Genomic DNA, 26,005 nt, shown 5'->3' with positions numbered 1-26,005 from the left:
GAAGGGGGTCTGACAATCTCGGGTCCAGAACAGGGTTCTGCGAAAAGAATCTCGAACTATTTTTTTCTTGTGGGGAAGGTGATCGCGGGCTGGTGGCTTCGACTCGTTCCTCGCTCAGCCAACGTGAACCAGAGTGGCTTCGACTCCTTCGTCGCTCAGCCAGCGTGACCCCGGGGGGTGGCTTCGACTCGTTCCTCGCTCAGCCAGCGTGACCCCCGGAGGGCTTCGACTCCTTCGTCGCTCAGCCAGCGTGACCGCCGGAGGGGCTTCGACTCGTTCCTCGCTCAGCCAGCGCGGGGTCCTCGACTCGTTCCTCGCTCAGCCAGCGCGGGGTCCTCGACTCGTTCCTCGCTCCGCCAGCCTGACCGCGCCTGGTGGCGTCGCTCATCCAGCGTGTCAGGGGGAGCGCGCGCTGGGGAGGATTTGCCCCGGATTCCGGTTTGGCGCCCAAGGCGCCGGGCCCACGATTATCGTGGGTTCCGTCGGTCCCGGTGACCGGCGCAGTCGCGAAGGAGCACCGATGGCCACGTACGCCGACCAGTCCTATGCCGAGCAGTTCCGCGCCAGCCTCGACGATCCCGAAGGCTATTGGGGTGCGCAGGCCGAGCGCGTGCACTGGTTCGCCAAGCCGGCGAAGGTGCTCGACGATGCCGACGCCCCGGCGTACCGCTGGTATTCCGGTGGGCGACTCAACACCGCGTACAACGCCCTGGACCGCCACGTCATCGCCGGCCGCGGCGAGCAGCCGGCGCTGGTCTTCCACTCGGCGATCACGGGGACGCGCAGGACCTACACGTACGCGGAGCTGCTCGACCACGTCGCCCGCCTCGGCGGGGCGCTGCAGGGTCTCGGCGTCGGGAAGGGCGATCGGGTCGTCATCTACATGCCGATGATCCCCGAGGCCGCGATCGCGATGCTCGCCTGCGCGCGCATCGGCGCGATCCATTCGGTGGTGTTCGGCGGATTCGCACCGGCCGAGCTCGCCGTGCGCATCGACGACGCCACGCCCAAGGTGATCATCTCGGCCTCCTGCGGGCTCGAGGGCGCGCGCGTCATCGACTACAAACCCATGCTGGACAAGGCGATCGAGCGCGCCGAGCACAAGCCCGACCACTGCGTCATCGTGCAGCGCGAGCAGTCCACCGCCGAGCTGGTGGAGCCGCGCGACCTCGACTATCGCCTCCTTATGCGGCCCGGTGCGTTCGAGCCCGCGATCCCGGTCGAGGTCGAGGCGACCGATCCGCTCTACATCCTCTACACCTCCGGCACCACAGGAAAACCGAAGGGCATCGTCCGGGACAACGGCGGCCACGCCGTCGCGCTGTGCTTCGCGATGGACGAGATCTATGACGTCGGCCCCGGCGACGTGATGTTCACGGCGTCCGACGTCGGGTGGGTCGTGGGTCACTCCTTCATCGTCTACGGCCCGCTGCTCGCCGGAGCGACGACCATCCTGTTCGAGGGCAAGCCCGTCGGCACACCCGACGCAGGCACGTTCTGGCGCGTCGTCGCCGAGCACGGTGCGAAGGCCGTGTTCACCGCCCCCACGGCGATCCGCGCGATCCGCAAGATCGACCCCGAGGCGGAGTTCGTCGCCGCGAGCGACCTGTCGAGCCTCAAGACGCTCTTCCTCGCCGGCGAGCGCCTCGACCCCGACACGTACGCCTGGGCGAGCGACAAGCTCGGCGTACCCGTCGTCGACAACTGGTGGCAGACCGAGACCGGCTGGCCGATCGCGTCGAATCTACGGGGACTGGAGCCCATGCCGATCCGGGCCGGTTCGCCGACGGTGCCCGTCCCGGGCTATGACGTCCAGATCCTCGACGCCATGGGCGAGCGCCTCCCCGCCGGCGAGGAGGGCGCGATCGTGATGAAGCTGCCCATGCCACCCGGCACGCTGGCCGGCATCTGGGGTGACCGCGAACGCTTCGTGAACAGCTATCTGGCGAGCTTCCCCGGCTTCTATCTCACCGGAGACGGCGGCTATGTCGACGCCGGCGGCTATGTCTATGTCATGGGTCGCACCGACGACGTCATCAACGTCGCCGGACATCGCCTGTCGACCGGTTCGATGGAGGCCGTGCTCGCAGGTCACCCCGCGGTTGCCGAGTGTGCCGTGATCGGTGTCGCCGACGCGCTGAAAGGCCAGCAGCCACGGGGATTCGTCGTTCTGAAGGAGGGCCGCGCGGACGACCCCGAGAAGGTCGTCGCCGAGCTCGTCCAGTCGGTGCGCGACGAGATCGGCGCGGTCGCCTCGCTGCGCCAGATCGACGTGGTGGCCGCGCTGCCTAAGACACGGTCTGGCAAGATCCTGCGCAAGACCATGCGGGAGATCGCCGACGGCAAACCCGGCACGGTGCCCTCAACCATCGAGGACCCGCAGGTGATCGAGAACCTCCGAGGAGTGCTGACCGGCCGATGACAGACGACCCCGGGCACCCACCCCGCACGCGACCGCGCATCCTGCTGGCGGTGCTGCCCGACCAGGTCGACGACTTCCTCGGCGACGACCAGCTCGCCCGTCTGGGCGAACTCGGTGAACTCACGGTCTGGGACGACCCCGACGACTGGGCCAACGCCCCGGGGCTGGCCGAGACCGAGGTCGTCGTCACCGGCTGGATGACCCCGCGCCTCACACCCGAGGTCCTCGAGCGCGCGCCGCGGCTCGGCGCCATCGTCCACTGCGGTGGATCGGTGCGATTCCTCGTCGACCCCGCCGCGTATGACCGCGACATCGTCGTGTCGAGCCAGGCCGTCGCCAACGCGCAACCCGTGGCGCAGCACGCGATCGCGACGATCATGCTCGCCCTCAAGGACGCGTTCGCCCTGCGCGAGGACTACCGGCGTACGCGGGGTCGCTGGGACCGCGAGGCGGCCATCCGCGGCATCGGCGTGGCCGGCCGGACTGTCGGGATCGTGGGCTGCTCGACCATCGGTCGATTGGTGGTGGACGGACTGCGCGGTCTGCCGCTGCAGGTGCGCGCGTACGACCCCACGTTGGCCGATGACGACCCCGTCTTCGAGACCGCGGAGCGTGACACGAGCCTCGTGGAGCTCTTCTCCCGCAGCCACGTGGTGTCGCTGCATGCCCCGCTGCTCGACGCGACCCGGCGCATGGTCGACGCCACAGCGCTGGCCGCCATGCCTGACGGCGCCACGCTCGTGAACACCGCCCGCGGCGGCGTCGTCGACGAGGGCGCCCTCATCACCGAGTTGGCCACAGGCCGCGTCAGGGCCGTGCTCGACGTCACCGTCGACGAACCGCCCCCCGCGAACTCACCGCTGTGGGACCTGTCGAACGCCTTCCTCACGCCCCACATCGCCGGTGCCGGCGGTCATGAGCTGCGCGTGCTGGGCGCCGGCGCCGTCGACGAGGTGGAGCGCTGGGTCACCGGCCGGCCGCTGCAGAACCTCGTCACCCACGAGGACTATGTCCGGCGTGCGTGACCCGGGCGCGCGCGTCCGCGTGTTCACCGGACACGACCGGTACGCCGACCCCTGGCACCCGTTCGCCGAGACGAGCGCGGCGCTGGCCGAGATCATCGGGGACCTTCCGTGCGTCGGTGCCGTGGAGGTCGTGACCGACGAGCCCGAGGCCCTTTCCGAACTCGGAGGAATCGACCTCCTGGTGGTGAACAGCGGCGCCGGCACCGACCCGGCCGACCCGCCACCACCCGCGCCCGACTGGACCCGAGCCTTTGCTGCCTGCCACGACTGGCTCGACAACGGCGGCCGTGTCCTCGGCGTCCACACCGCCGCGAACACCTTCGTCGACTGGCCGGCGTGGCCCGGAATCCTCGGTGGGCAATGGATCCGCGGCACCTCGATGCACCCGCCACGCTCAGTCGCCCGCTTCCGGGCGCTTGCGCCGGACCACCCCTGCCTGTGCGGCGTCGAGCACACCGACGGCCCCGGCGTCGACGCCGACGACGAGCGCTATTCCTTCCTGGCGGTCGATCCCGCGTCCACGGGCCTGCTCGACCACGAGCACGACGGCGTACGCCACGTCATGGCGTGGGCGGCTGCCGACCGCCGGGCGGCCTATGTGGGACTCGGCCACGACGCCCGCGCGTACGCCTCACCCGGCACGCGCAGGCTCGTCGCCAACTGCGTCGAATGGTTGTTGGGCTGAGGCTCAGTCCATCCCCGCCTGCGCGACCGCGTCGGCCGCGGCCAGCGCTGTCTGGTCACCGGAGCGCTTGACGACGCCGCCACGGTTCCACGCCCACAGGTCCAGGTCCATGGCGGGGCCGCTGATGCTCGCGATGGCCGTGCCCTCGGTCACGGCGCGGGCGATAGGCTCCGAGTGGTCCTTCCCCGACGTCGGGCTCGTCCCGCTCCAGCGGCCCACCTCGACCAGGCGGCTCAGGCCGGTGTCGGTCGCGGCCAACTCGACGACGGCGACGGGTTCGACCTCGGCCCAGTCCGGCTTCCAGAACCAGGCGCCGGCCCACATGACATCGATGGCGTGCTCGACGCCGTCGGCAGCGACATCGGGCGCGATGGGGGAGACCGTCACTCCGGCGGTCAACTCGGCGTCGACGCGGTGGATGGTCGCCTCGTGGACCTGCATGCGGCGCGTGAACCCGACGGTCTGGTCGGGTGGGAACCACGACCAGCGGTGGTCGGCATCGGACAGCGTCACGAGCTGCTCGAGCAGGTCGGACGTCGCCCGGGAACGCAACTCCAGCAGGGATTCCACGGATTCCGGGCGCGGCGGCTTCGACTTCTCGGAGGCCTGCACCTGGTCCTGTTCGGTCAGTCCCTCGCGCAGGATGGTGGCCCAGAACAGGTGGACCTCGGTCAGGTGCCACAGCAGGTCGGCGGCCGACCAGTCGGGGCAGGTGGGACAGCGCGCGCCCGGGGCGGCGGTCTGGAGCACGTCGGCGAGGCGCTGTGCCTCGCTGCGGATGACGGTGATCGGGTCCATGGTCGTGACTCTAGGCAGGTCGGGTGCCAACGGGCGGGCGTACGCGGCCGCGTACGCCCGCCCGTCAGGACAGGATCGTCAGGCCTGCACGATGCTGTAGGCCCCGTTGTAGGTCGCGGAGCTGTGGGCCGGCACCGACGAGAGATAGCAGGACGTGGGATCGGTGATCGCGATCTGCACGTCCACGTCGGAGCAGTTCGACCAGCCGACACCGCCGGGGGCGTTGAACTGGCCGCAGACGCCGGGCTGCTCCGGGCCGCCGGCGACGGCGTGCGGGGCGGTGGCGGTCATGCCGCGGAGGGCGGCGAGTCCGCTGAGAAAGCCAGCGGCCATGAACTTCTTGGTGGACATCATCATGGTGTTCCTCCTGATCGGTTCGTCGTGCGCTTGCAGGAGACGTGATTCCGGACGGACCGACGGTGTTCCATTCGCGCCGGAAGTTTCGGGCTGGGACGATGGCTCCCATGGCCGACCTCGATCTCGCCCGCCGTCTCCGCGACGCCCTCGCCGACGCCGACTACACCGTCGACGCCGTCCTCGAGCGCATCGGCGAGGCCGGCCAGCGGGCCCTCGGGCGCAACTCCACCGTGGCGGCCGATCGCCACCTCGGGTCGGCCGCCGATCCGCTCGCGACGCTGGTGCGGCTGTTCGTGCTGCAGCAGGACCTGCCGCGGACGGCGGTCGAGGCGGCGCTGCCGGGGCTGGTCGAGGGGCTGATGGGGGCGGGGGTGGTTGCTCCTCGACTCGCTGGCGCTCGCTCGGAGAACGTGGGGGGAAACGCTCGCTCGGCTCCTCGACTCGCTGGCGCTCGCTCGGAGAACGTCGTTGCCGCCGTCGACGTCCGCCCCTATGGCAGCGACGACGGCGCGTCGGGATGGATCGTCTCCGACCTCACCAACGGCCTCGACGGGCTGCAGCAGCCGCCCCGAGAGGACTATGTCCTCGGCGTTTCGCCGGCGTCCACCTCGCTGGCCCAGCTCACGATCCGGAAGCCCGTCGGCTCAGCCCTCGACCTCGGCTCGGGCTGCGGCGTCCAGAGCCTCCACCTCGCGCGCCACGCCGAGCGCGTCGTCGCCACCGACCTCAACCCCCGCGCGAACGAGCTCGCCGCCTGGACCTTCGCCCTCAACGACATCGCCGTCGACCAGCGCCTCGGCTCGCTCTATGAGCCCGTCGCCGGCGAGCGGTTCGACCTGATCGTGACCAACCCGCCGTACGTCATGTCGCCGCCCGGCGACCACCGCCTCACCTATCGCGAGGGGTCGTTCACCGCGGACGGGCTAGTGGAGGCCGTGGTCCGCGGCAGCGTCGACCACCTCGCCCCCGGCGGCACGCTGCAGGTGCTCGGCAACTGGGCGATCATGGACGACGGTCGCTGGGAGCAGCGCCTGCGCTCCTGGGTGCCCGCCGGCTGCGACGCGCTGATCATGGAACGCGAACGGCTGGACCCCTACGAATACATCGAGATCTGGCTGGCCGACGCGGGCCTGCAGGGCCGACCGGAGTACGCGGCCCGCTATCGCGAGTGGCTCGACTATTTCGCCGCCCTCGGCATCACCGGCGTCGGCATGGGCTGGGTCGCCGTGCACCACACGGGCACCGACCACCCCGACCTCCGCGTCGAGTCGTGGCCCCACGCCGTCGAGCAGCCGGTGGGGGAGGCGTTCGCGCTGCAGCGCGAGGGCGTGGCCGCGGCGCGGTGCAGCGACGACGTGCTCCTGGCGACGCGGTGGGTGCTCGCCGACGACATCGTCCAGGAGACCCTCGGCGCCCCCGGCGCCGAGGACCCCGCCCACGTCGTGCTGCGCAGCCAGCGCAGGTTCCGCCGCGCCACCGAGGTCGACACCGCGCTCGGCGGCGTGCTCGGGCGTGCGACGGCGACCTTCCGCTCGGCACGATCATCGACGCGGTGGCGGGGCTGCTCGACGTGAGCGCACCGCATCTGCGGTCCGAGGTGGTGCCGCGGGTGCGGGAGCTGGTGGCGGACGGGATGCTGGGGCGGGGGTAGTTCGGCGCTTCGACTCGTTCCTCGCTCAGCCAGCGTCCCGGACGGCTCCTCGTCTCGCTGCGCTCGCTCGGAGAGCGTTTCGGCCCCACCCCACGGCACTGTGGTTAGGATCGCAAGAAGGTACGCTGCCACGCGTACCGCCCGCCGACCCCGTACGAAGGACCCACGTTGCCCACCGCCACCGCCACCCGCACGCTTGTGATCGTCGAGTCGCCCACCAAGGCGACCAAGATCGCGAGCTACCTCGGTGACGGCTATGTCGTCCGCTCCAGCCGCGGCCACGTCCGCGACCTGCCGGAGCGATCGAGCGACGTGCCCGCGAAATACAAGGGGGAGAAGTGGGCGCGGACGGGTGTGAACATCGCCAACGACTTCGAGCCCATCTATGTGGTGTCGGCCGACAAGAAGGCGACCATCCGCGAGCTCAAGTCGCTGCTGGCCGATGCCGACCAGCTCTACCTCGCCACCGACGGTGACCGCGAGGGCGAGGCCATCGCGTGGCACCTGCTGCAGGAGCTGAAGCCCAAGGTCCCCGCCAAGCGCATGGTGTTCCACGAGATCACCGAGTCGGCCATCCGCGAGGCCGTCGGCAACACCCGCGAACTCGACACCGACCTCGTCGACGCCCAGGAGACCCGCCGCATCCTCGACCGCCTCTATGGTTTCGAGGTCTCGCCCGTGCTGTGGCGCAAGGTCGCCCAGGGCCTGTCCGCGGGCCGGGTCCAGTCCGTCGCCACCCGTCTGGTCGTCGACCGCGAGAAGGAGCGCATCGCGTTCCGCTCCGCCAGCTATTGGGACCTCGACGCCGTCCTCGACGCGGGCTCCGAGGCCGAGCCGCCGAAGTTCCCCGCCCGCCTGACCCAGGTCGACGGGAAGGCCATCGCCCAGGGCCGCGACTTCGACGCCCGCGGCAACCTCACCAAGCAGAACCTCGTCCACCTCGACGAGACGGCAGCGCGCCGCATCGCGACCTCGCTCGAGGACGCGGCCTTCACGGTCGCGAACGTCGAGTCGAAGCCCTACACCCGCAAGCCGTACGCGCCCTTCCGCACCACGACGCTGCAGCAGGAGGCGGGACGCAAGCTCGGGTTCACCGCCCAGCGCGCGATGTCGGTCGCCCAGGACCTCTACGAGCAGGGCCACATCACCTACATGCGAACCGACTCGGTGACCCTGTCGGCGTCGGCGATCAACGCCGCGCGTACGCAGGTCTCGCAGCTGTTCGGCTCGCAATACCTCCCGGCCAAGCCGCGCGTTTACACCTCCAAGGTGAAGAACGCCCAGGAGGCGCACGAGGCGATCCGCCCGGCGGGCGAGCAGTTCGCGACGCCGGCCCAGACCGGGCTGAAGGGTGACCACTTCCGCCTGTATGAGCTCATCTGGATGCGCACGATCGCGTCGCAGATGAAGGACGCCGAGGGCCAGTCGATCTCCGTTCGCATCGACGCGGCGCCGAAGCAGGGCGACCCCTGCACGTTCGTCGCCTCCGGCCGGACGATCACGTTCCACGGCTTCCTGAAGGCGTACGTCGAGGCCGTCGACGAGGCCGAGGGATCGACCTCCGACGACTCCCAGACCCGCCTGCCCCAGCTCACCGCGGGACAGAGGCTGACCGCGGACGAGGTCACGGCCTCGGGCCACGACACGCGCCCGCCGGCCCGCTACACCGAGCCGTCGCTCGTGGCGAAGCTGGAAGAGCTCGAGATCGGCCGCCCGTCGACGTACGCGTCGATCATCCGCACGATCACCTCGCGCGACTACGTGTTCAAGAAGGGGTCGGCTCTCGTGCCGACCTGGCTGGCGTTCGCCGTGACGCGGCTGCTGGAGGAGCACTTCCCGAAGCTCGTCGACTACACGTTCACCGCCTCCATGGAGGAGGACCTCGACGAGGTCGCCAAGGGTGACCTCGCCCGCCTCGAGGTGCTCAAGGAGTTCTGGTACGGCAGCGAGCCCAAGGGCCTGCAGGGCCTGGAGTCACTCGTCAGCAACCTCGGCGACATCGACGCCCGCAAGTTGTCGACCTTCCCCATCGGCGACCTCGACTCCGGGCTGTCGGTGCGCGTGGGCCGTTATGGCACCTATGTCGAGCAGGGCGACGGCGAGAAGCGCGCCAATGTCGACGACGCGCTGCCGCCCGACGAGTTGACCGTCGACCACGCCCGCGAGCTGCTGGAGAACCCCGTCGGCAAGGAGCGCGAGCTCGGCACCGACCCGGAGACCGGCCTCGCTGTGGTCGCGAAGGCCGGCCGCTTCGGCCCCTATGTCACTGAGGTGCTCCCCGAGGACGCCCCGAAGTCGGCCAAGCCGCGCACGGGTTCGCTGTTCGCGTCGATGGACCTCGACACTGTCACGCTCGAGGACGCGCTCAAGCTGATGAGCCTGCCGCGCGTGGTCGGCAAGGACGACGAGGGCGTCGACATCACGGTGCAGAACGGCCGCTATGGGCCTTATCTGAAGAAGGGCACCGACTCGCGCTCGATCGACTCGGAGGACCAGATCTTCACGATCACGCTCGAGGAGGCGCTGGCCATCTATGCCCAGCCCAAGCAGCGCGGGCGGGCCGCCGCCAAGCCGCCGCTGGCCGAGCTCGGCGATGACCCGGTGTCCGGCAAGCCGATGTTGATCAAGGAAGGCCGCTTCGGGCCCTATGTCACCGACGGCGAATACAACGCCACGCTGCGGCGCGGCGACGAGCCGGCGACGATGACGCTCGAGCGCGGCGCTGAGCTGCTCGCCGAGAAGCGCGCGAAGGGCCCGGCGAAGAAGGCCACGAAGCGGACGACGAAGAAGGCGCCGGCCAAGCGGGCCACGGCCAAGAAGGCCCCGGCCAAGAAGGCCGCCGCGAAGAAGGCGACCACGAAGAAGACGACGGCCACGAAGTCGGCCACCAAGAAGACCACGGAGGGCTGAGCGGCGATGGCCACCCCCACAGGCCCCGAGGTACGCCGGTATGAGCTGCCCTTCACCGCGGGGGTGGGGCGCCTGGTCAACGGTGCCATCGGCGTGCGCAGCGTCGCCCAGCGCGGGGGCGAGAGCGCCGCGTACACGATGGACGTGACGGTCCTCGACGCGCCGGACCACCGCCTCGTCCGCGCCGGCATCTGGCTGGCCCACCGCGTCGTCGACGGCCGAGGGGAGTGGTATCTGGCGGCGCCCCAGTGGTCGCCCTGGCTCCCCGAGGAGCGCGTCGAGCTGATGGGCCACGACGACCTGCCCGACGCCTTCGCCGACCTCGTGCGTCCCTTCCGTCGCGGCTCCACGTTGGGCCCGGTGGCCGCGCTCCGGTGCCGCCGCGAGGAGTACGCGCTGCGGGGCGACGACGCCGAACTCCTCGCCATCCTGCGCAACGAACTCGTCACCATCCGCTCCGGCGGGGTGGTCACCGCGCGCTACCGCGAGGTGACGCTCACCTCGGTCGAGAGCCGGCTCACCCCCACGCAGGCCGCCTGGATCAGCGAGGTGCTCGCGCAGGCCGGCGCCACCCGCGTCGAGGAGTTCCCCGACCTCGCCCACCGGCTCGGTGCCCCGGCCACGGGACTCGCCGACATCCCGGCCGCCCAGCGCCGCAGCGCATCGGGGACGCTCGAGACCTATGTGCAGACGCTGCTCGCCACGCGACTGCGCAAGATCACCCACGCCGACCTCGCGCTGCGCGGCGGCCTGCTCGACGCGCGCGACCAGCTGTCGGGCCAGCTCTCGCGACTGCTCGGCGACGTACGCGGCCTCGTGCCGCTGCTCGACCGCGCGTGGGCGTCCGAGCTCGAGTCCGACCTCGTCCACGCGGTCGAGGCGCTCGACGAGGCGGCCGACGACGTCCCTGCCGAGCTCAACTCGCGCCGCTACCTCGTCATGCTCGACCGGCTCGTCTCGGCCAGCCGCGCCCCGCGGTTGGGCGACAGCGGGCCGCTCTCCGCGCGCGACGCCCTCGCCGACGCCCTTGCCGAGCGGGTCGCCGACCTGCGGGCGGTCGTGGACGGACTCGCGGTCGACAGCCCCGACCCGCTCTGGGACCTCGCGCTCGAGGCCGCCGCCCGCGTCGCCGACACCTGCGGCGTCCAGCCCGAACGTGCCAAACCCGTACGCCGGCTCCAGCGCCGCGCAGAGAGGGTCGTCGAGCTGCTGGAGGGCTGCGTACAGGTCTCGGTCGACGAGGTCGGCCCCGACCTCGAGCGCCTGACCCCCCAGGAGGCGTTCGACGCCGGGCGGGAGTTCGAACGCCAGTGGGCCGACCAGCACATCGCCCGACTGGACCTGCTCGACCACTGGGAACGCCGCGGTGCGCGTCTGACCGCCCCGCGGCGGGGAACGCGATGACCGGGCTGCCCGGAGTCACCGGCCTGTTCGTCGTCTTCGAGGGCGGCGACGGCGCGGGCAAGTCGACCCAGGTGAGCCGCCTCGCCCAGTGGCTCGCCGCGGAGGGCCGCGAGGTCGTGGTCACCCACGAACCCGGCGACTCCGCCGTGGGCCGGCGGATCCGCGAACTCGTGCTCGACCCGGCCACCGGCGACATCGACCCGCGCGCCGAGGCCCTGCTCTATGCGGCCGACAAGGCCCAACACCTGTTCGAGGTCGTCCGTCCCGCGCTCGAGCGCGGAGCAGTGGTGGTGTGTGACCGCTACGTCGACTCGATGGTGGCCTACCAGGGAGCGGGGCGCGTCCTCGCCGAGCTCGACGTGGCCACCGTCGCGGGCTGGGCGACGGCGCACCTGCTGCCCGACCTGACCGTCGTGCTCGACGCCGACCCGGCCGATGCCGTGGCCCGCAAGGCCGACAAGGACCGGCTCGAGGGCGCCGGCGACGAGTTCCACGGCCGCGTACGCGAGGGGTTCCTCCGCCTCGCGGCCGCCGATCCCGACCGCTATCTGGTGCTTCCCGCCCGCGACTCGCGGGAGGCGATCGAGCAGGCGGTGCGGGCCCGCGTACGCGCGCTCCTGTCCGGTGCGGGACACGAGGCGGGAGTCGCCGAGGAATTGTCGGAGCCGTCGGGGACGATGAACCCATGACGGTGGACACGCGGGCTGCCGGGGTCTGGGGTGACCTCGTGGGCCAGGACGGGGCGGTGGAGGTGCTGCGGCGCGCCGTCTCGGGGCGCAGCCATGCGATGACCCACGCCTGGCTGATCACGGGGCCGCCCGGGTCGGGCCGGTCGAACGCGGGGCGCGCGTTCGCCGCGGCGCTGCAGTGTCCACGCGGCGGCTGCGGCGACTGCAACGACTGCCGCACGGCCCTGAGCGGCGCCCATCCCGACGTCACGCTGGTCCGCACCGAGATGTTGTCCATCGGTGTCGAGGAGGTCCGCGACCTGGTGCGACGCGCGTCGATGAGCCCGACGCTGGGCCGCCGCCAGGTGCTCGTGGTCGAGGACGCCGATCGAGTCACCGAGCGCGGCGCCGACGCCCTGCTGAAGGCCATCGAGGAGCCGTCGCCGAAGACGGTGTGGATCCTCTGCGCGCCGACGCCCGACGACGTCGTCGCGACGATCCGCTCACGCTGCCGGCTGCTGCGGCTGGCGACGCCGACGACGGCCGCGGTCGCCCAGCTGTTGCAGGTCCGCGACGGCGTCGACCCCACCATGGCCGCGTTCGCGGCCCGCGCCGCGCAGGGCCACATCGGGCGGGCCCGCGTGCTCGCCCGCAACCCGGAGGCGCGGACGCGACGCCGCGACGTGCTCGCCGTCCCGTCGCGGCTGACCAACCTGGGAGCGTGCCTCACCGCCGCCGCCAACCTCGTCGAGGCCTGCCAGGAGGAGGCGAAGGTCGCCACCGCCGAGCTGGACGCCGCCGAGCGGGCGCGACTCGAGGAGGCGCTGGGGTTCGGCACGAAGGGCACGCGGCCCAAGAACGCCGCGGCCTCGCTGAAGGACCTCGAGGAACAACAGAAGGCGCGGGCCAAGCGGGTGCAGCGCGACGCGATCGATCGGGCGCTGACAGAGCTGACGACCTACTACCGCGACGTGCTCTGCGTGCAGACCGGCGCCGACGCCGAGCTGGTGAACAGCGAGCTGGCCACCGAGATCGAGGGCCAGGCGCGCGGGTCGTCGCCGGAGGCGACGCTGCGGCGCATCGACGCGGTGCTCGAGTGTCGCACCGCGCTCGAGACGAACGTGGCGCCGCTGCTCGCGGTGGAGGCCATGATGATCGGGCTGGTGGAGGCCGGGCGCGGCTGATCCGGCGACGCGACGCGGTCAGGAGGGGTGTCGGTCCCGCCGTTGGGGCGGAAAGTGCGAAAAAATGCCCGTGAATCGCTTTCGACACCAAGGGGTCACCATGAGCAGCCTGTTCGGCCGGAAGAAGAACGAGTCCACCGACGAAGAAACCCGCGCCGACCGCATCATGGGACGCGACGGCGACGACGCGACCCGCAGCGCGGACGCGAATCGCATGGATGCGACCCAGGGCGCGGCCGCGCGCAGTTCCGTGGCCGACCGGGCGCGCGCCTCCGCGGACGCGCGGGCCGAGGGGCGCGACTCGCTCGACGCCGACAGGACCCAGCCCCTCGACATGGGCGGTGACGAGAGGACGCGACCCATCGAGACGAAGAGCTCCGGCGCGGGCTCGTCGTCTGCGACGTCGGAGCGGTCCCCGCTCGCCGCAGGCACGGCGGGCGCCGCCGGCGCGGGGGCTGCCGCGAAGTCCCGCTCCTCGTACGGTGAGGACCAGAACGAGGACACCCGCGTCGAGCCGATCCCGACCAAGCCGATCGCGCCGAAGCCCACCTCCGGAACGGGTGCGACCACCGGCGCCGCCGCGGGTGGTGCCGCTGCAGGCGCGGCCGGGGCGGCGGCTGCCACCTCGCGCCGTGACTCCGACACCGCCGACCGCGACCTCGACTCCGAGCGCGCCGCCGAGCGCGAGCGCCGCCGCGCCGAGCGTGACCAGACACTCGGCACCCGCCGCAAGGCCGTCGAGGAGCCCGAGCCCGTCGTGGTCCCGAAACCGAAGCGCACCACCGACAAGTTCTTCGGCTCCCTCGGCCTGTTCCTGCTCCGTCTGGTGACGGCGACGATCATGGGCCTGCACGGCCTGTGGAAGATCATGAACCTGCCCAAGGTCGAGCAGATGCTGACCAACACCGTGATCCCCGAGCCGCGGACCATGGCGTACGTGTTGGCGATCGCCGAGATCGCCGTCGCGCTCGGCCTGCTGTTCGGCATGTTCACCCGCATCGCCGGCCTCGGCCTGGCCCTCATCGGCATCGGCGCGCTGGTCTTCGTGAAGTGGGTCAAGAACCCGTTCACCGGCTATCAGCTCGGGGGCGAGCTCGAGCTGCTGCTCGGCACGGTCGGCCTGGTCTTCCTGATGCTCGGCGCGGGCGGCTGGAGCGTCGACGCGGCCTTCCGCCGCCGTCGCGCGGCGAACAAGAAGGCCTGAACCCTCACGTTTGCTGAGCGAGGCCGCTTGCGGCCGAGTCGAAGCGAGGGGCGGTGGCTTCGACTCGCTGGCGCTCGCTCAGCCAACGTGGGATCGGGCGCTCGCTCAGCCAACGTGGGATCGGGCGCTCGCTCAGCCAACGTGGGATCGGGCGCTCGCTCAGCCAACGTGGGATCGGGCGCTCGCTCAGTCCTGAGGCGTAGGATCGTCGCCTATGCGCATCATGGCCGTCACCTTCACCCGCCACGGGCGGCTGTTCTATGTGGCGCCCGGTGACGAGGCGTACGCGGTGGGCGAGCACGTGCTCGTCGAGACCGACGGCGGCCCCGAGGTGGCCCAGGTCATGTGGGGGCCCGAGGAGGCGTACGACGAGTTCGGCGACGTGCCGCGCTGCCTCGGCCGCGCCGCCGAGGCCGACCTCGAGCGCGACGAGGCCAACCGCCGCCGCCGGGCCGGGGCGCGGCTGCTGGCCAACCGGCTGATCCGCCTGCACGGCCTGCCGATGAAGGTCGTCGGCGTCGACTGGCTCGACCGCGGCGACGACTTCGACCAGATGGCGGTCATCTATTTCTCGGCCCCCGGACGCGTCGACTTCCGCGCGCTCGTGGGCGAACTCGCCCGCGGCCTCCGGGCGCGCATCGACCTGCGCCAGATCGGCGCCCGCGACGAGGCCCGGCTCACCAGCGGCATCGGCAGCTGCGGCCGCGAGCTCTGCTGCTCCACGTTCCTGAAGGACTTCGAGCCGGTCTCGGTGCGGCTGGCGCGCGACCAGGGGCTGCCGACCAACCCGCTGCGCATCCAGGGGGCGTGCGGCAAGCTGATGTGCTGCCTGAAATATGAGCACCCGCTCTATCAGGACTTCGCCGCCACCGCGCCCAAGGTCGGAGAGCGCGTGCTGCTCGACGGCGAGGAGGCCACCGTCGTCGCCCACCAGGTGCCGGTCGACGCGGTCGTGCTCCGCATGAGCGCGACCGGCGAGGTCGCCCCCTGCAGCAAGGCCGACTCGTGCGCGGCGAGGGCCGCGTACGAGACCCGCGAGCAGCAGCCCGCGACCCGCCGCAAACCGCGCCACCGGGGCAGCAGCCGGTGAGGCGGGCCGCCGCCGCGCTCGCGGCCGTCCTCGCGCTGGGGGCGTGTACGCCGGCCCCGGCGCCCCGCCCGCCAGACCCCTCCACCGCGCCGAGCGCCCCCGTCACGTCGGCGGCCCCGACCCCGGCGCCGTCCACCCCGCGCTCGCCACGTGACCGCTCCAGCCCCGACCGCCGCCCGGTCCCGCCGCCGGCCGTCACTCCCACCGGAGTGGTTGCGCCTCCCGCGGGGATGGGCCTCGAGCGCTATCGCGGACAGGCGCTGAACTGGGGCGCGTGCGACGCGGGCGAGCGCTATCCGGCGGCGGCCCAGTGCGCCACGGTGCTGGCCCCGCTCGACCACAGTGCCCCCGACGGCCAGGCGCTCACGCTCGCGCTGAACCGCATCCCCGCCACCAGGCAGCCCGCGCTCGGCACGATCTTCGTGAACCCCGGCGGCCCCGGGGAGGGCGGCCGCGACCTGGCGGCGCGGTTCGAGCGCAAGGGCCTCGAGCAGTACGCGATCGTGGGCTGGGACCCGCGCGGAACGGGGAGGTCCACTCCGGTCGCCTGCGCCGACGGGAAGGAGATGGACGCCTTCCTCGCCATCGACCAGACGCCGGACGACCCGGGGGAAAGGACCGCGTACATCGAGGCGAGCCGCGCCTTCGGCCAGTCGTGCCTCGCCCGGTCGGGCGCCCTGCTGGAGCACGTGTCGACGATCGACACCGTGCGTGACCTCGACCTCCTGCGGACCCTGGTGGGGGACGCGAAACTCCACTTTCTGGGCTATTCCTATGGCACCGACATCGGCTCGCGGTATGCGGAGATGTTCCCCGACCGCGTCGGCCACGTCGTCCTCGACAGCGCGATCAACCCGGTCGCGGACGACGACACCATCGTCCAGGCCATGGGCTTCGACCGCGCGCTGACGGCGTTCGCCGACTGGTGCGTACGCGAGAAATGCGAGTTGGGACGCGACCGCGCCGCCGTCATCGCCTCCGTGACGGGCCTGTTCGTCGCCCTGGACGCCAAGCCGCAGCTCGTCGAGGACCGCCAGCTCACCCAGGCGCTGGCCGTGACGGGCGCGATCCTTCCGCTCTATGGCGGCGAGGATGCGTTCCCCCTGCTGCGCCGGGCCATCAACGAGGCTCGCCGCGGGAAGGGCGACCTGCTGTTGCGGATGGCCGACCTCTACAACGGGCGCACCAACGGGCGCTACGACGCCCGCGGGTGGGCGTTCTTCGCGATCCGCTGCCGCGACGATGGCGACGCCGGCATCGCGGGGGCCGAGGCGGAGGTGCGCGAGGACGCCCAGAAGGCCCCGCTGTTCGGGCCCCACTTCGGCGCGGACTTCGTCTGCCCGACGTGGCCCGTGGCCCCACTTCCGAAGGCCCCGCCGGTGCGCGCCGCCGGCGCGGCGCCCATCCTCGTGGTCGGCACGACCGGCGACTCGGCCACGCCCTACGAATACGCGGTGCGGATGGCCCGCCAGCTCGAGTCGGGCAGGCTCGTCACGCGCGTGGGGGAGGGGCACGCCGCGTACGGCCACGGCAACGCGTGCGTCGACGAGGCCGTGGTCTCCTATTTCACGGGATCTGCGCCGGCCCAGGACGTACGCTGCGGCTGACGCTCCGTGACCGCTGAACCAACTGGGACACCCGCTGGTGCGACACACGCAACACGGAAGCCACATCACGAGTAGGCATGCGCGTCGCCAGAGTGGTCGCGGCTGCGCGCATGGCGCGCGATGCGCGTGCCTGAGCAACGGCGACCTCGCGGGAGGCATCGAGCGCCTCCGTGACCATCGCCTCCTCGTCGGCCTCGAACATGGGGACGACAGTGACCACGACGTGGGCGGCAGGGATGTCTTCGAGCAGGGACACGGCGTCCGCAACCATGGCAGGGACCTGGTCGAGGCGCTTCGCCTGGGTGATGGCCCCGTCGACCTCGGGTACGTCGACCACCCACCATCCTTCCGAGCGCCGGGCGCGTGCGGTGACGTTCATCAGGACTCCATTCCGAGTTGCTTGCGGATCATCTTGGCGGTCAACTCTTTTATCTCGCCATGTCGGGGGATGACTGTGCGTTCACAGAATAAGTCTACCCCCCTTGCCGAATCAAGGCAATGGGGATAGACGCTTCCGCGCCGGGGCGGAGTTTTGTCGCGCCCCGGCCCCGGGCGCTATAGTTTGTCCTCGGTCGTTCGCGGCCACGCCGCCTTAGCTCAGTTGGTAGAGCAACGCACTCGTAATGCGTAGGTCAGCGGTTCGAATCCGCTAGGCGGCTCTCGTCGTTCTCGGGCCTCAGCGGCCCCACGGTGCGGCGGACAGGGGTCACACGAGCACGCGGCGAGGTCGGGAGCGTGCTCTCGACGCACGCCTCGGAGCAGACCATGACCTCATCCGCCCCCCACGATGCCGCCGCCGGCAACCAGACGGCCACCGCTCCCGCAGCCGGCACCCGCCCCTCGCTGGTGAAGCTCGCCGGTCTCCCCTTTCTCGTGACCGCGCTGATCGGCCGGCTACCGGCCGCAATGATCCAGCTCGGCCTGCTGCTCTATCTCAGCAGCGCCGGAGCCGGGCTCGCGCAGGCCGGTCTCGCCGTCGCCTGCCTCGGCGTCGGCTCCGCGGTCGGGGGCCCGATCGTCGGTCACCTCATCGACCGCATCTCGCCGGTCGTCGTGGTCGTCACGGCCACCGCGATCCAGGTCGGCGGGCTCCTCGGACTCGTCGCCACTGCGCCCGGCCCTGTGCAACTCATTCTCGCGGCGCTTATCGGTGCGGCCAACCCGCAGGTCGGCGCCATCGCTCGCGGCCACTGGGCTCGGCTCGCGCGCGACCGCCGTGACCCGGCGATCGTCCCCGCCGCGATGGGCTGGGAGGGCGCTGCCGACGAGGTCAGCTTCGTCGCCGGGCCCGCCGTCGCGGGCATCCTCATCGGCGCCCTCGGCGCCGTCGGCGGCCTGCTCGCCATCGTCGCCATCACCGTCGTCGGCCAACTCGCCTTCGTCGCGTACCTGCTGGCCACCGGCGCCCACCGCCGCGCCACGCCGCGATCCGCCGGCCACGAGCCCGTCGGGCCCATGCCGTGGGCGCGGCTGGCCGGCCCCGCGGTCGCCGCGTACGCGATGGGCATCGCGTTCGGCATGACGCAGACCGGGTTGACGGCCCGCTTCGACGCCGCCGGTACGCCGGGGCTGACCGGCCCGGTCTATGCGCTGCTCGGGGTGGGCAGCGCCATCGGGTCGCTCGCCGTCGGGCGGCTGCCGCTGCGCTTCGGGCCCACGTCCCGCATCATCGTCTCCGGCCTCGGCCTCGCCGCCGCGGCCGCCGGGCTCGTCTTCTCCCACGGCCTCGTCGCCTCGGCGGTCGCGAACTTCTTCCTCGGCCTGTTCATCGGCCCGATCATGGTCACCGCGTATGCCTGGGCCGAGCGCCACGTGCCGCGCGAGCGGCTGACGGCGGCCATGACGGTGCTGTCGACGGGGGTCGTGCTGGGCGTCTCGACCGGCGCGGGTGTGGGCTCGCGGCTGGCGGAGGCGTACGGCGTGGACCGGGCGCTGTGGCTGACGGTCGGCGCCGGAGGGCTGGCGGTTGCGGCGGCGCTGGCTGGGCGCGAGCGCGCGCATTGACAATGCCTATAGGCGTATAGGCGCACGTCTTACATGCTGGTCACGGTGGAATCGCCCGACCCACACCTGTGACAGTTCTGCCCATGTCCCAGACCGAAAGTGAGGCCGCCGCGCGGCCCGTGGTGCGGAACGCGGCCGACGTGGCCCGTCTCGTCGCCCATCGCACGACCCCCCAACGTGGGGCGCTCGCCGTCGTCATCCTGGCGCTCGGCGGCATCTTCATGGACGCGTACGACTTCTCGTCGCTCGCGTTCGGCATCACCGAGATCAAGAAGCAGTTCGGACTCAACGGCTTCATGACCGGTCTGGTCAACGCCTCGATCATGGCGGGCGCCGTCGTCGGCGCGATCGCCGGTGGCTGGCTCGTCGACAGGCTCGGCCGCTATCGCCTCTTCATGGCCGACATGGTGTTCTTCGTCGTCGCCGCGCTCGGCTGCGCGTTCGCGCCGAACGAGTGGGTGCTGATCTTCTTCCGCTTCGTCATGGGCATCGGCGTCGGCCTCGACCTCCCGGTCGCCATGGCCTTCCTCGCCGAGTTCTCGTCGCTGCGCGGCAAGGGCAACCGGTCCGAGCGCGTGAACTCGTGGTCGCCGGCCTGGTATGCGGCCACCGGCATCGGCTACGTCATCGTCCTCGCGCTGTTCCTCTCGCTGCCCGCCGCCCAGCAGCCCCACCTGTGGCGCTGGGTCGTCGGCTTCGGCGCGGTGCCGGCGCTGGTCGTGCTGTTGGTGCGTCGCCGCTACCTGCAGGAATCGCCGCAGTGGCTCGCCAACCAGGGCGACCTCAAGGGCGCGGTGGACGTGCTCCGCAGCTCCTACGGCATCGACGCCCAACTTGACGTGGCGCCGACCACGAAGGCCCCGCAATCCCAGCGACGCAACGGTTTCGCGCGCCTGTGGGAGCCGCGCTATCGCATGCGGACGATCGCCGGCCTCTGCGTGAGCGTGTTTTCGACGTTCGGCTACAACGCGGTCGCGTACGGCACGCCGCTCATCATCTCCGAGCTGTTCGGCCGCGGACCCCTCATCACGATCCTGTCGTCGCTCGTGATCAACCTCGTGTTCGGCGTGCTCGGCGGCGTCCTCGGCGTCTCGCTGGTCTCGTCGCAGGGCTCGCGTCGCATGACCCTGATCGGCTTCGGGCTGCAGGCCATCGCGCTCGCGACGATGGCCGCGATCGGTGCCCCCAAGGGCGGCATCGTCTTCCTCGCCGTCGCCATGCTCGCCCTGTTCATCTTCGCCCAGGCGGGCGGCCCGGGCGCGAACCTGATGGCGTACGCGACGCTCAGCTATCCGACCAGCCTCCGCGGCGTCGGTGTGGGCTTCAACGAGGGCGTGAAGCGCGTGTTCTCGATCGTGTCGCTGGTCGGCTTCCCGATCCTTGCGGCCTCGCTGAAGACCGGCGTGTTCTGGGTCATCCTGATCTTCCCGCTGATGGGCCTGCTGTCCATCGCGCTGATCAAGTGGGACCCGACGGGCGTCGACACCGACGAGGAGGAGTACGCGGACCAGCAGGCGACGGCGCGCGCCTGACGCGAGCGGAGCGAGGATCCACGTTCTCCCGAGCGAGCGCAGCGAGGATCCACGTTCTCCCGAGCGAGCGCAGCGAGGATCCACGTTCTCCGAGCGAGCGCAGCGAGGATCCACGTTCTCCGAGCGAGCGCAGCGAGTCGAGGAGCCTCCGTGATCCCTCTCTCACCCGTCCGGGGAACCCCGGGCGGGTGAGTCGCGTTGTGCCGGGTGTGATGACGAAGACCACCCCCACCCTGCTGTCCGCCCCCCGTCTCCTCCTCGCGCTCGGCCTCGCCGCGCTGCCGCTGGCCGCCTGCTCCAACTCCACGAGCGCGGCGCCCGGCGCGACGGCCTCCGCCTCGGCGCCGGCCCAGGCGGCGATCATCGTCGAGAAGCCGTGGGTGCGTTCGACCGAGGGGTCCAAGGACACCTCGATGACGGCCGCCTTCATGAACCTCACGAACCCGGGCGACAAGGACATCAGCGTGACGAGGGCCGAGTCGGCGGTCGCCGGCAGGGTCGAGGTCCACGAGATGGTGACGGTCGACGGCAAGATGGTGATGCGCGAGGCGAAGAACGGCGTCGTGGTGAAGGCCGGCAAGCACGAGCACCTCGCGCCGGGCGGCCCCCACATCATGCTGATGCAGCTGAAGCAGCCGCTGAAGGTCGGCGAGGAGGTCACCGTGACCGTCCACTTCTCCGACGGGTCGCAGCAGGTCCTCAAGGCGCCGGTGAAGAAGTTCACCGAGGAGCAGGACACCTACCACACCCACGAGGCGTCGACGCCCACTCCGCAGTCGAGCAGCCCGCAGCCCAGCACGTCCTCGCAGCCCAGCACGTCCTTGCAGCCCAGTGCCACCCCGCACGACGACCACGGGCCGTCGGCGACCCCTCACAAGCACTGAGGCGTACGGTGCTGCAGTGACCCCGCCCGACCCCACCTCCCGGCGCCGCGTCCTCGGCTACCTCGGCGCTGCGGCCGCCGGTGCCGCGACGGCCGGGGGCGGCGTCGCGTACGGCCTGGGCGCCGCCAACCGTGGCGACGACCGCGCCGCGGAGGCGCGCCGGGCGACCCACCGGGCGTACGCGCCCCACGGCGACCACCAGACCGGCATCGTCACGCCCACCCCCGCGGTGACCGAGGTGATCGCGCTCGACCTCGAGCCGGCCACCGATCGCGCGGCGCTGGCGCGGCTGATGCGGCTGTGGACCGGCGACATCGAGTCGATGATGGCGGGTCAGCCGATCCCCGGCGACACCGCGCCCGAGATGGCCCAGTCGCACGTCTCGCTCACGGTCACGGTCGGGTTCGGCCCGCGCGTGTTCGCCCTGCCGGGGCTGCAGGCGCAGCGCCCGGTCGGGCTGATCGACATCCCGCCGATGGTCCACGACCGCCTCGACCCCCAGTGGAACGGCGGCGACCTGGTCGTCATCGTCGCGGCGGAGGACCCGACGTCGGTGGCGTACGCGAGCCGCCGCCTCGTGCGCGACGCCGAGTCGTTCGCGCGCGTGCGATGGGTGCAGCAGGGGTCGTGGCGCGGGACGAACTCCGACCGCGAGCCCGTCACGGGCCGCAACCTGTTCGGCCAGGTCGACGGCACCGGCAACCCCCAACCCGGTACGCAGGAGCACGACGACACCCTGTGGGCGCGGGCGGAGAACGTGCCGGCCTGGTTCGTGGGCGGCACGCAGCTCGTGGTCCGCCGCATCGAGATGAACCTCGACACCTGGGACCAGATCACCCGCAACGAGCAGGAGCGCGCGATCGGCCGCACCCTCGACACCGGCGCCCCGCTGGGGAAGGAGCGCGAGCACGACGAGCTCGACCTCGCTCTGACCGGGCCGGACGGGAAGCCGATGATCCCGATGAACGCCCACGCGCGGCTGTCGCACCACTCCCAGCTGGGCGGGCGGCGGATCTTCCGGCGCGGGGTGAACTACACCTATCCGCGGGTCGTCGACGGGCGCATGGTGCCGACGTCGGGGCTGATCTTCCTGAGTTTCCAGGCCGACATCGCGAAGCAGTTCGTGCCGATGCAGAAGGTGCTGGACGCGGGCGACCAGCTCAACGACTGGACGACGGCGATCGGCTCGGCGGTGTTCGCGATGGCGCCGGGATGGAAGCCGGGGGAATGGGTGGGGCAGAAGCTGCTGCGGTAGGAGCGGCGGGCTGGTGTAGTGTGTACACATAGATACACACCAAGGAGGGCATCGCCATGACCACGTCGGTAGGCATCCGTGAGTTCCGAGCCGGGCTGGCGGACTACATCGCTTCAGCCGAGCCCGTGGCAGTGACTCGCCACGGGATCACAGTGGGATGGTTCATCCCCACCCCGGTGGACCGGGACGCCCAAGTGGTGTCGCTTCGGACGGCAGCCGCTGCCCTCGACACCATGTTGGCCGAGCGCGACGTGGTCGCCGAGGACGTGGTCGTCGAGTTCGCCACAGCCCGCGCGACACGGTGAACGAATCGCCCGCACGGGCGCTGGTGTTGGACGCCAACATCCTGATCCGCTGCGTCCTCGGCTCGCGCGTCCGAGAACTGCTCCTCTCACACCTCGATGACGTTGCCTCCTTCACGCCGGCAGAGTGTTTCAAGGAGGCCCGGGCGATACCTGCCCGACCTGCTGAACAAGCGCGGGGTCGAGGCCGATCTGGCTCTGGAAGTCTTGGATCATGTGGAGGGCATCGTCCGTTCTGTGGGCGAGCCGTTCTATCTCGAGGCCCGCGCTGAGGCATCGGCGCGTATCGAGGCCCGCGATCCTCGGGATTGGCCGATTCTTGCCGTTGCCCTGACACTCGATTGCCCCGTCTGGACTGAGGACCAAGATTTCTTCGGAACGGGCGTGCCGACCTGGACCACAGATCGGGTCGAGCTCTATCTCAACGCACGAAAGAAATCCTGAATCGAGTGCTCCCGGCCGGATCGACCCCTCAGCCCAGCTCCAGGTCGTTCCATCGCAGACACGTCCAGCCCGATCCGTCCACGTCGATGACCACGCTGCCCGCGACGGGCAGCGGGTGGGCCAGCACGAAGTCGGCGTCCAGGTTGTGGCACAGGTGGCCCGCGCCGAGCTGAATGATGCCGCCGTGGGAGACCAGCACCGCGGTCTCGCCCCGATGGAGGTCGGCGACCTCGCCGACGACCGCGCGCAGGCGGTCGCGTACGCGGTCTCCCGACTCCCCATAGACCGTCGGCGCCAGGTCGCCGTGCAGCCAGCCGGCGAACGTGGCGTCGAGCTCCTCGCCGGTGACCGCGTGGTTCGGCATGTCCTCCTCCGGCATCAGGAACTCGCGGAGGCGGTCGTCGTGGGTGACGGTCAGCTTCAGCTCGCGGGCGATGATCGAGGCGGTCTGGGACGCGCGGGGCATCGTCGACGACCACAGGCCGGCGACCCGGTCGTCGCGCAGCGCGTCGGCGATCGCGCCGGACTGGCCGCGGCCGGCGAGGGTCAGGGTGCGGGGGAGGTCGTGGCCGGCCTCACCGTGCCGGACGAGGACGAGCCGGGCGGGGCATTGGAGGTCGGACATGCGGCCACCCTAGGCCCCTGCGCGGGCGAAGTGGACGAACGCGACCGCGACGCCCGGGGTGACGTCGGCGAACCCACCCGGCACCGTGAGCCCCACGGCCGTCGCGGAGGGGAACGAGTGGGCCAGGCGCGCGCCGTCGGGGTGACCGGCGACGTCGGCGAGCTCGAGGGTCGCCGCGTGGATGCCGGGGTTGTGGGCGATCACGAGCAGGGTGTCGGCGTCGGCCGGCGCCTCGGCGACCGCTTCCAGGATCGTGGACTCGCTCGCGTTGTAGAGCCGGTCGAGGTGTTCGACGGGACAGTCCAGCCCGAGGTCGGCGGCGGTCTGCCGCGTACGCAGGGCCGCCGACACGAGGGCGTGATCGACGTGAATGTCCTTGCTGGCAAGGAACGCCGCCACCTCGCGGGCCTGATCATGGCCCCGGTCGGTCAGCGCGCGCTCGGAGTCGGGGCGGCCGGGAGCGAAGTCGACGGCCTGGGCGTGACGCATGAGGATCAGGAGTCGGGCCATGCGAAAGGGGTAGGGGAGGGGGTTTGGGCGGGACTGTGGCGGGGCGGCTCCTCGTCTCGCTGGCGCTCGCTCGGAGAGCGTTCCGTCACGCCGTCGGCGCGGTCCCCACCAGGATGTCGCGGTGGATCGACGAGTCGACCCGGTGGGCCAGGTCGAGCCACGGCCCCTCGGTGTGGACGTGCAGGCCCGCGGCGGTGAAGTGGACCGCGAGGTCCTCGCGCGACAGGCCAAGCGTGTTCCACGACAGCCCCAGCGCGCCGCCCGGCTTGAGCTGGCCCGCCCAGACCTTGATCGACTCGCCCAGCAGGCCCGCCGCCGAGCGGTCGCGCTTGCCGGAGACCCCGCGTACGTCGGTCTGGGAGCCGTGCACCACGCCGTAGGGGGCGTCGGCGACGATCGCCTCGAACCGGCGCTTGCCGAACAGCGCCGCGGACTGGCGCGTGTCACCGGTGAACACGGTCGCGGTGACGGTGTCGGTGCCCTCGGCCCCGTCGACCGCCGGCAGCGTCACCCTCGCCTCGAAGCGCTTGCCGAGGCTCTTGCCCTCGCGGCGCACCGGCGTCATGTCGGCGGTGTGCTTGAGGCGCTTGCGGCGCAGCCACGTCTTCCAGAACGACGCGAGCTGCTCGACGGCCTTCACATCACCTTCCACACCGGCCGCGTCGAGGCCCAGCAGCCACGCCTGGCCCAGCGTCGTGCCGCGCCCGCACAACGGGTCGAGCACCGTCCAGCGGCGATCGGTCGGCGCGTCCACCGCGGCGAGCGTCACGTTCAGCAGCAGCCGGGTGAACTGCTCGTTGGTCTTCCCCGGATATTTCGGGATCGTCACCAGGTCGTCGTCGAGCCGGTCGGTGTGCGGCACCGCGATGGGTCGCAGCAGGTCACCCTCGCGGCCGAACAGCGCGAGGTGGGCCGACTGGCGGCCGATGGCGGCGAGGAGTTCGTCGGTCGGCTCGCCCTCGAACGCCAGGTAGTCGACGCCGGCGATCCTCTCGGGCGCTGCGGCGTCGAGGCCCGCGGTGATCCGCAGCTCGGCGGCGGCGAGGCGGTCGGCGACACCGGCGTACACGCGGTTGGCGGACGGGCAGACGAGCATCAGGAACTGCATGGGGACGATCATCCCATCGCAGCGCCTTCGGGATGACGTCCGTCTCTTGTCAGTCGTGATCCATAAGGTGCCCTCATGGAAAAGACGAGGGAGTGGCGCAAAGCAGAAACCCCGGCGATGTGCGCGATATCTCAGCGCAGGGATCGATCCGGGGTCTACCTGTTCGATGATAAACGACGCTGTCTCGACATCTCGGTCGGATCCATGATCCGCGCAATCGCGTGGCCCACCATGAACCGATTTTTCACACCAATCTGCCCCAGCACGTCAAGGACGTCGAGGTGATTGTCGGCTATGTCCACCCGGATGCTCTGGCATGGGTTTCCCGCATGTCTC

Annotated in this window: 22 protein-coding genes, 1 tRNA gene and 2 pseudogenes; 19 read left to right on the top strand and 6 right to left on the bottom strand. The window is 71.3% G+C overall.

The window, feature by feature from the left end:
- Nucleotides 1–520 precede the first annotated feature (520 nt).
- From ACYVAG_RS14660 to ACYVAG_RS14650, 3 genes are read left to right on the top strand one after another with little or no spacing between them, the layout of a single operon-like run.
- Nucleotides 521–2,422, top strand: coding sequence for a propionyl-CoA synthetase (locus ACYVAG_RS14660; RefSeq protein ID WP_460770843.1), 1,902 nt, complete (start codon nucleotides 521–523; stop codon nucleotides 2,420–2,422).
- The gene (locus tag ACYVAG_RS14655) at nucleotides 2,419–3,447 is read left to right on the top strand and encodes a hydroxyacid dehydrogenase (RefSeq protein ID WP_460770841.1); all 1,029 of its coding nucleotides are present in this window, start codon (nucleotides 2,419–2,421) and stop codon (nucleotides 3,445–3,447) included. The genes ACYVAG_RS14660 and ACYVAG_RS14655 overlap by 4 nt, the downstream gene beginning before the upstream one ends.
- Entirely contained in the window at nucleotides 3,440–4,132 is a 693-nt protein-coding gene (locus ACYVAG_RS14650; protein WP_460770838.1) for a ThuA domain-containing protein, read from the top strand. Before ACYVAG_RS14655 ends, ACYVAG_RS14650 begins: the two co-directional genes overlap by 8 nt.
- A 3-nt stretch (nucleotides 4,133–4,135) precedes the next feature.
- On the opposite strand, the gene ACYVAG_RS14645 is transcribed toward ACYVAG_RS14650, so the two are convergent.
- Both ACYVAG_RS14645 and ACYVAG_RS14640 read right to left on the bottom strand, forming a co-directional pair.
- Complete coding sequence (locus tag ACYVAG_RS14645; RefSeq protein WP_460770836.1) at nucleotides 4,136–4,930, bottom strand: maleylpyruvate isomerase family mycothiol-dependent enzyme; 795 nt, start codon at nucleotides 4,928–4,930, stop codon at nucleotides 4,136–4,138.
- A 78-nt stretch (nucleotides 4,931–5,008) separates the two neighbouring features.
- The gene (locus ACYVAG_RS14640) at nucleotides 5,009–5,287 is read right to left on the bottom strand and encodes a hypothetical protein (RefSeq protein WP_460770834.1); all 279 of its coding nucleotides are present in this window, start codon (nucleotides 5,285–5,287) and stop codon (nucleotides 5,009–5,011) included.
- A 98-nt stretch (nucleotides 5,288–5,385) separates the two neighbouring features.
- Here ACYVAG_RS14640 and ACYVAG_RS14635 point away from each other — a divergent pair.
- From ACYVAG_RS14635 to ACYVAG_RS14600, 8 genes and pseudogenes are all read left to right on the top strand, one after another.
- Nucleotides 5,386–6,938 (top strand): annotated as a pseudogene (locus ACYVAG_RS14635) (DUF7059 domain-containing protein).
- 168 nt (nucleotides 6,939–7,106) lie between these two features.
- On the top strand, nucleotides 7,107–9,848 hold the full coding sequence (topA, locus tag ACYVAG_RS14630; protein ID WP_460770833.1) for a type I DNA topoisomerase: 2,742 nt from the start codon (nucleotides 7,107–7,109) through the stop codon (nucleotides 9,846–9,848).
- A 6-nt stretch (nucleotides 9,849–9,854) separates the two neighbouring features.
- A complete protein-coding gene (locus tag ACYVAG_RS14625; RefSeq protein ID WP_460770831.1) occupies nucleotides 9,855–11,252 on the top strand; it encodes a hypothetical protein in 1,398 nt (465 codons plus the stop codon).
- Nucleotides 11,249–11,941 (top strand): dTMP kinase, encoded by a 693-nt coding sequence (gene tmk / locus ACYVAG_RS14620; RefSeq protein ID WP_460770830.1) that lies wholly within the window; start codon nucleotides 11,249–11,251, stop codon nucleotides 11,939–11,941. The genes ACYVAG_RS14625 and tmk overlap by 4 nt, the downstream gene beginning before the upstream one ends.
- On the top strand, nucleotides 11,938–13,104 hold the full coding sequence (locus ACYVAG_RS14615; protein ID WP_460770828.1) for a DNA polymerase III subunit delta': 1,167 nt from the start codon (nucleotides 11,938–11,940) through the stop codon (nucleotides 13,102–13,104). Before tmk ends, ACYVAG_RS14615 begins: the two co-directional genes overlap by 4 nt.
- Nucleotides 13,105–13,204: 100 nt before the next feature.
- Complete coding sequence (locus ACYVAG_RS14610; protein ID WP_460770827.1) at nucleotides 13,205–14,308, top strand: DoxX family protein; 1,104 nt, start codon at nucleotides 13,205–13,207, stop codon at nucleotides 14,306–14,308.
- A gap of 214 nt (nucleotides 14,309–14,522) precedes the next feature.
- Nucleotides 14,523–15,398, top strand: coding sequence for a PSP1 domain-containing protein (locus ACYVAG_RS14605; protein WP_460770825.1), 876 nt, complete (start codon nucleotides 14,523–14,525; stop codon nucleotides 15,396–15,398).
- Nucleotides 15,395–17,005, top strand: a complete 1,611-nt coding sequence (locus ACYVAG_RS14600) for an alpha/beta hydrolase (RefSeq protein WP_460770823.1) — start codon at nucleotides 15,395–15,397, stop codon at nucleotides 17,003–17,005. Before ACYVAG_RS14605 ends, ACYVAG_RS14600 begins: the two co-directional genes overlap by 4 nt.
- Here the strand turns inward: ACYVAG_RS14600 and ACYVAG_RS14595 are convergent.
- A complete protein-coding gene (locus ACYVAG_RS14595; RefSeq protein ID WP_460770822.1) occupies nucleotides 16,965–17,342 on the bottom strand; it encodes a hypothetical protein in 378 nt (125 codons plus the stop codon). The two genes, ACYVAG_RS14600 and ACYVAG_RS14595, sit on opposite strands and share 41 nt — an antisense overlap.
- Nucleotides 17,343–17,591: 249 nt before the next feature.
- Between ACYVAG_RS14595 and ACYVAG_RS14590 the strand changes: the two genes are divergently transcribed.
- The 8 genes and pseudogenes from ACYVAG_RS14590 (at nucleotide 17,592) to ACYVAG_RS14555 (ending at nucleotide 23,426) form a co-directional block, all read left to right on the top strand.
- Nucleotides 17,592–17,664, top strand: a tRNA-Thr gene (locus ACYVAG_RS14590).
- 106 nt (nucleotides 17,665–17,770) lie between these two features.
- Entirely contained in the window at nucleotides 17,771–19,009 is a 1,239-nt protein-coding gene (locus tag ACYVAG_RS14585; protein ID WP_460770820.1) for an MFS transporter, read from the top strand.
- 83 nt (nucleotides 19,010–19,092) lie between these two features.
- Nucleotides 19,093–20,541, top strand: a complete 1,449-nt coding sequence (locus ACYVAG_RS14580; RefSeq protein ID WP_460770818.1) for an MFS transporter — start codon at nucleotides 19,093–19,095, stop codon at nucleotides 20,539–20,541.
- 212 nt (nucleotides 20,542–20,753) lie between these two features.
- Complete coding sequence (locus tag ACYVAG_RS14575) at nucleotides 20,754–21,425, top strand: copper chaperone PCu(A)C (protein ID WP_460770816.1); 672 nt, start codon at nucleotides 20,754–20,756, stop codon at nucleotides 21,423–21,425.
- Nucleotides 21,426–21,441: 16 nt separating this feature from the next.
- On the top strand, nucleotides 21,442–22,680 hold the full coding sequence (locus tag ACYVAG_RS14570; protein ID WP_460770814.1) for a Dyp-type peroxidase: 1,239 nt from the start codon (nucleotides 21,442–21,444) through the stop codon (nucleotides 22,678–22,680).
- Nucleotides 22,681–22,736: 56 nt separating this feature from the next.
- On the top strand, nucleotides 22,737–22,985 hold the full coding sequence (locus ACYVAG_RS14565; protein ID WP_460770812.1) for a hypothetical protein: 249 nt from the start codon (nucleotides 22,737–22,739) through the stop codon (nucleotides 22,983–22,985).
- Nucleotides 22,982–23,071, top strand: a pseudogene (locus ACYVAG_RS14560) (hypothetical protein); the annotation flags it as partial. The gene ACYVAG_RS14565 and the pseudogene ACYVAG_RS14560, both read left to right, overlap by 4 nt.
- Before the next feature lie 10 nt (nucleotides 23,072–23,081).
- Nucleotides 23,082–23,426, top strand: coding sequence for a PIN domain-containing protein (locus ACYVAG_RS14555; protein ID WP_460770811.1), 345 nt, complete (start codon nucleotides 23,082–23,084; stop codon nucleotides 23,424–23,426).
- A gap of 28 nt (nucleotides 23,427–23,454) precedes the next feature.
- On the opposite strand, the gene ACYVAG_RS14550 is transcribed toward ACYVAG_RS14555, so the two are convergent.
- The 3 genes from ACYVAG_RS14550 to ACYVAG_RS14540 all read right to left on the bottom strand — a co-directional run bounded on the left by ACYVAG_RS14550 (nucleotide 23,455) and on the right by ACYVAG_RS14540 (nucleotide 25,681).
- Nucleotides 23,455–24,051 (bottom strand): histidine phosphatase family protein, encoded by a 597-nt coding sequence (locus tag ACYVAG_RS14550; RefSeq protein ID WP_460770809.1) that lies wholly within the window; start codon nucleotides 24,049–24,051, stop codon nucleotides 23,455–23,457.
- A gap of 9 nt (nucleotides 24,052–24,060) precedes the next feature.
- Nucleotides 24,061–24,561: a SixA phosphatase family protein gene (locus tag ACYVAG_RS14545; RefSeq protein WP_460770807.1), complete on the bottom strand. Its 501-nt coding sequence runs from the start codon at nucleotides 24,559–24,561 to the stop codon at nucleotides 24,061–24,063.
- A gap of 85 nt (nucleotides 24,562–24,646) precedes the next feature.
- A complete protein-coding gene (locus ACYVAG_RS14540; protein WP_460770806.1) occupies nucleotides 24,647–25,681 on the bottom strand; it encodes a TRM11 family SAM-dependent methyltransferase in 1,035 nt (344 codons plus the stop codon).
- Nucleotides 25,682–26,005 lie beyond the last annotated feature (324 nt).

Source organism: Mariniluteicoccus flavus, assembly GCF_054776655.1.
This window is presented reverse-complemented; position numbering and strand designations above follow the sequence as displayed.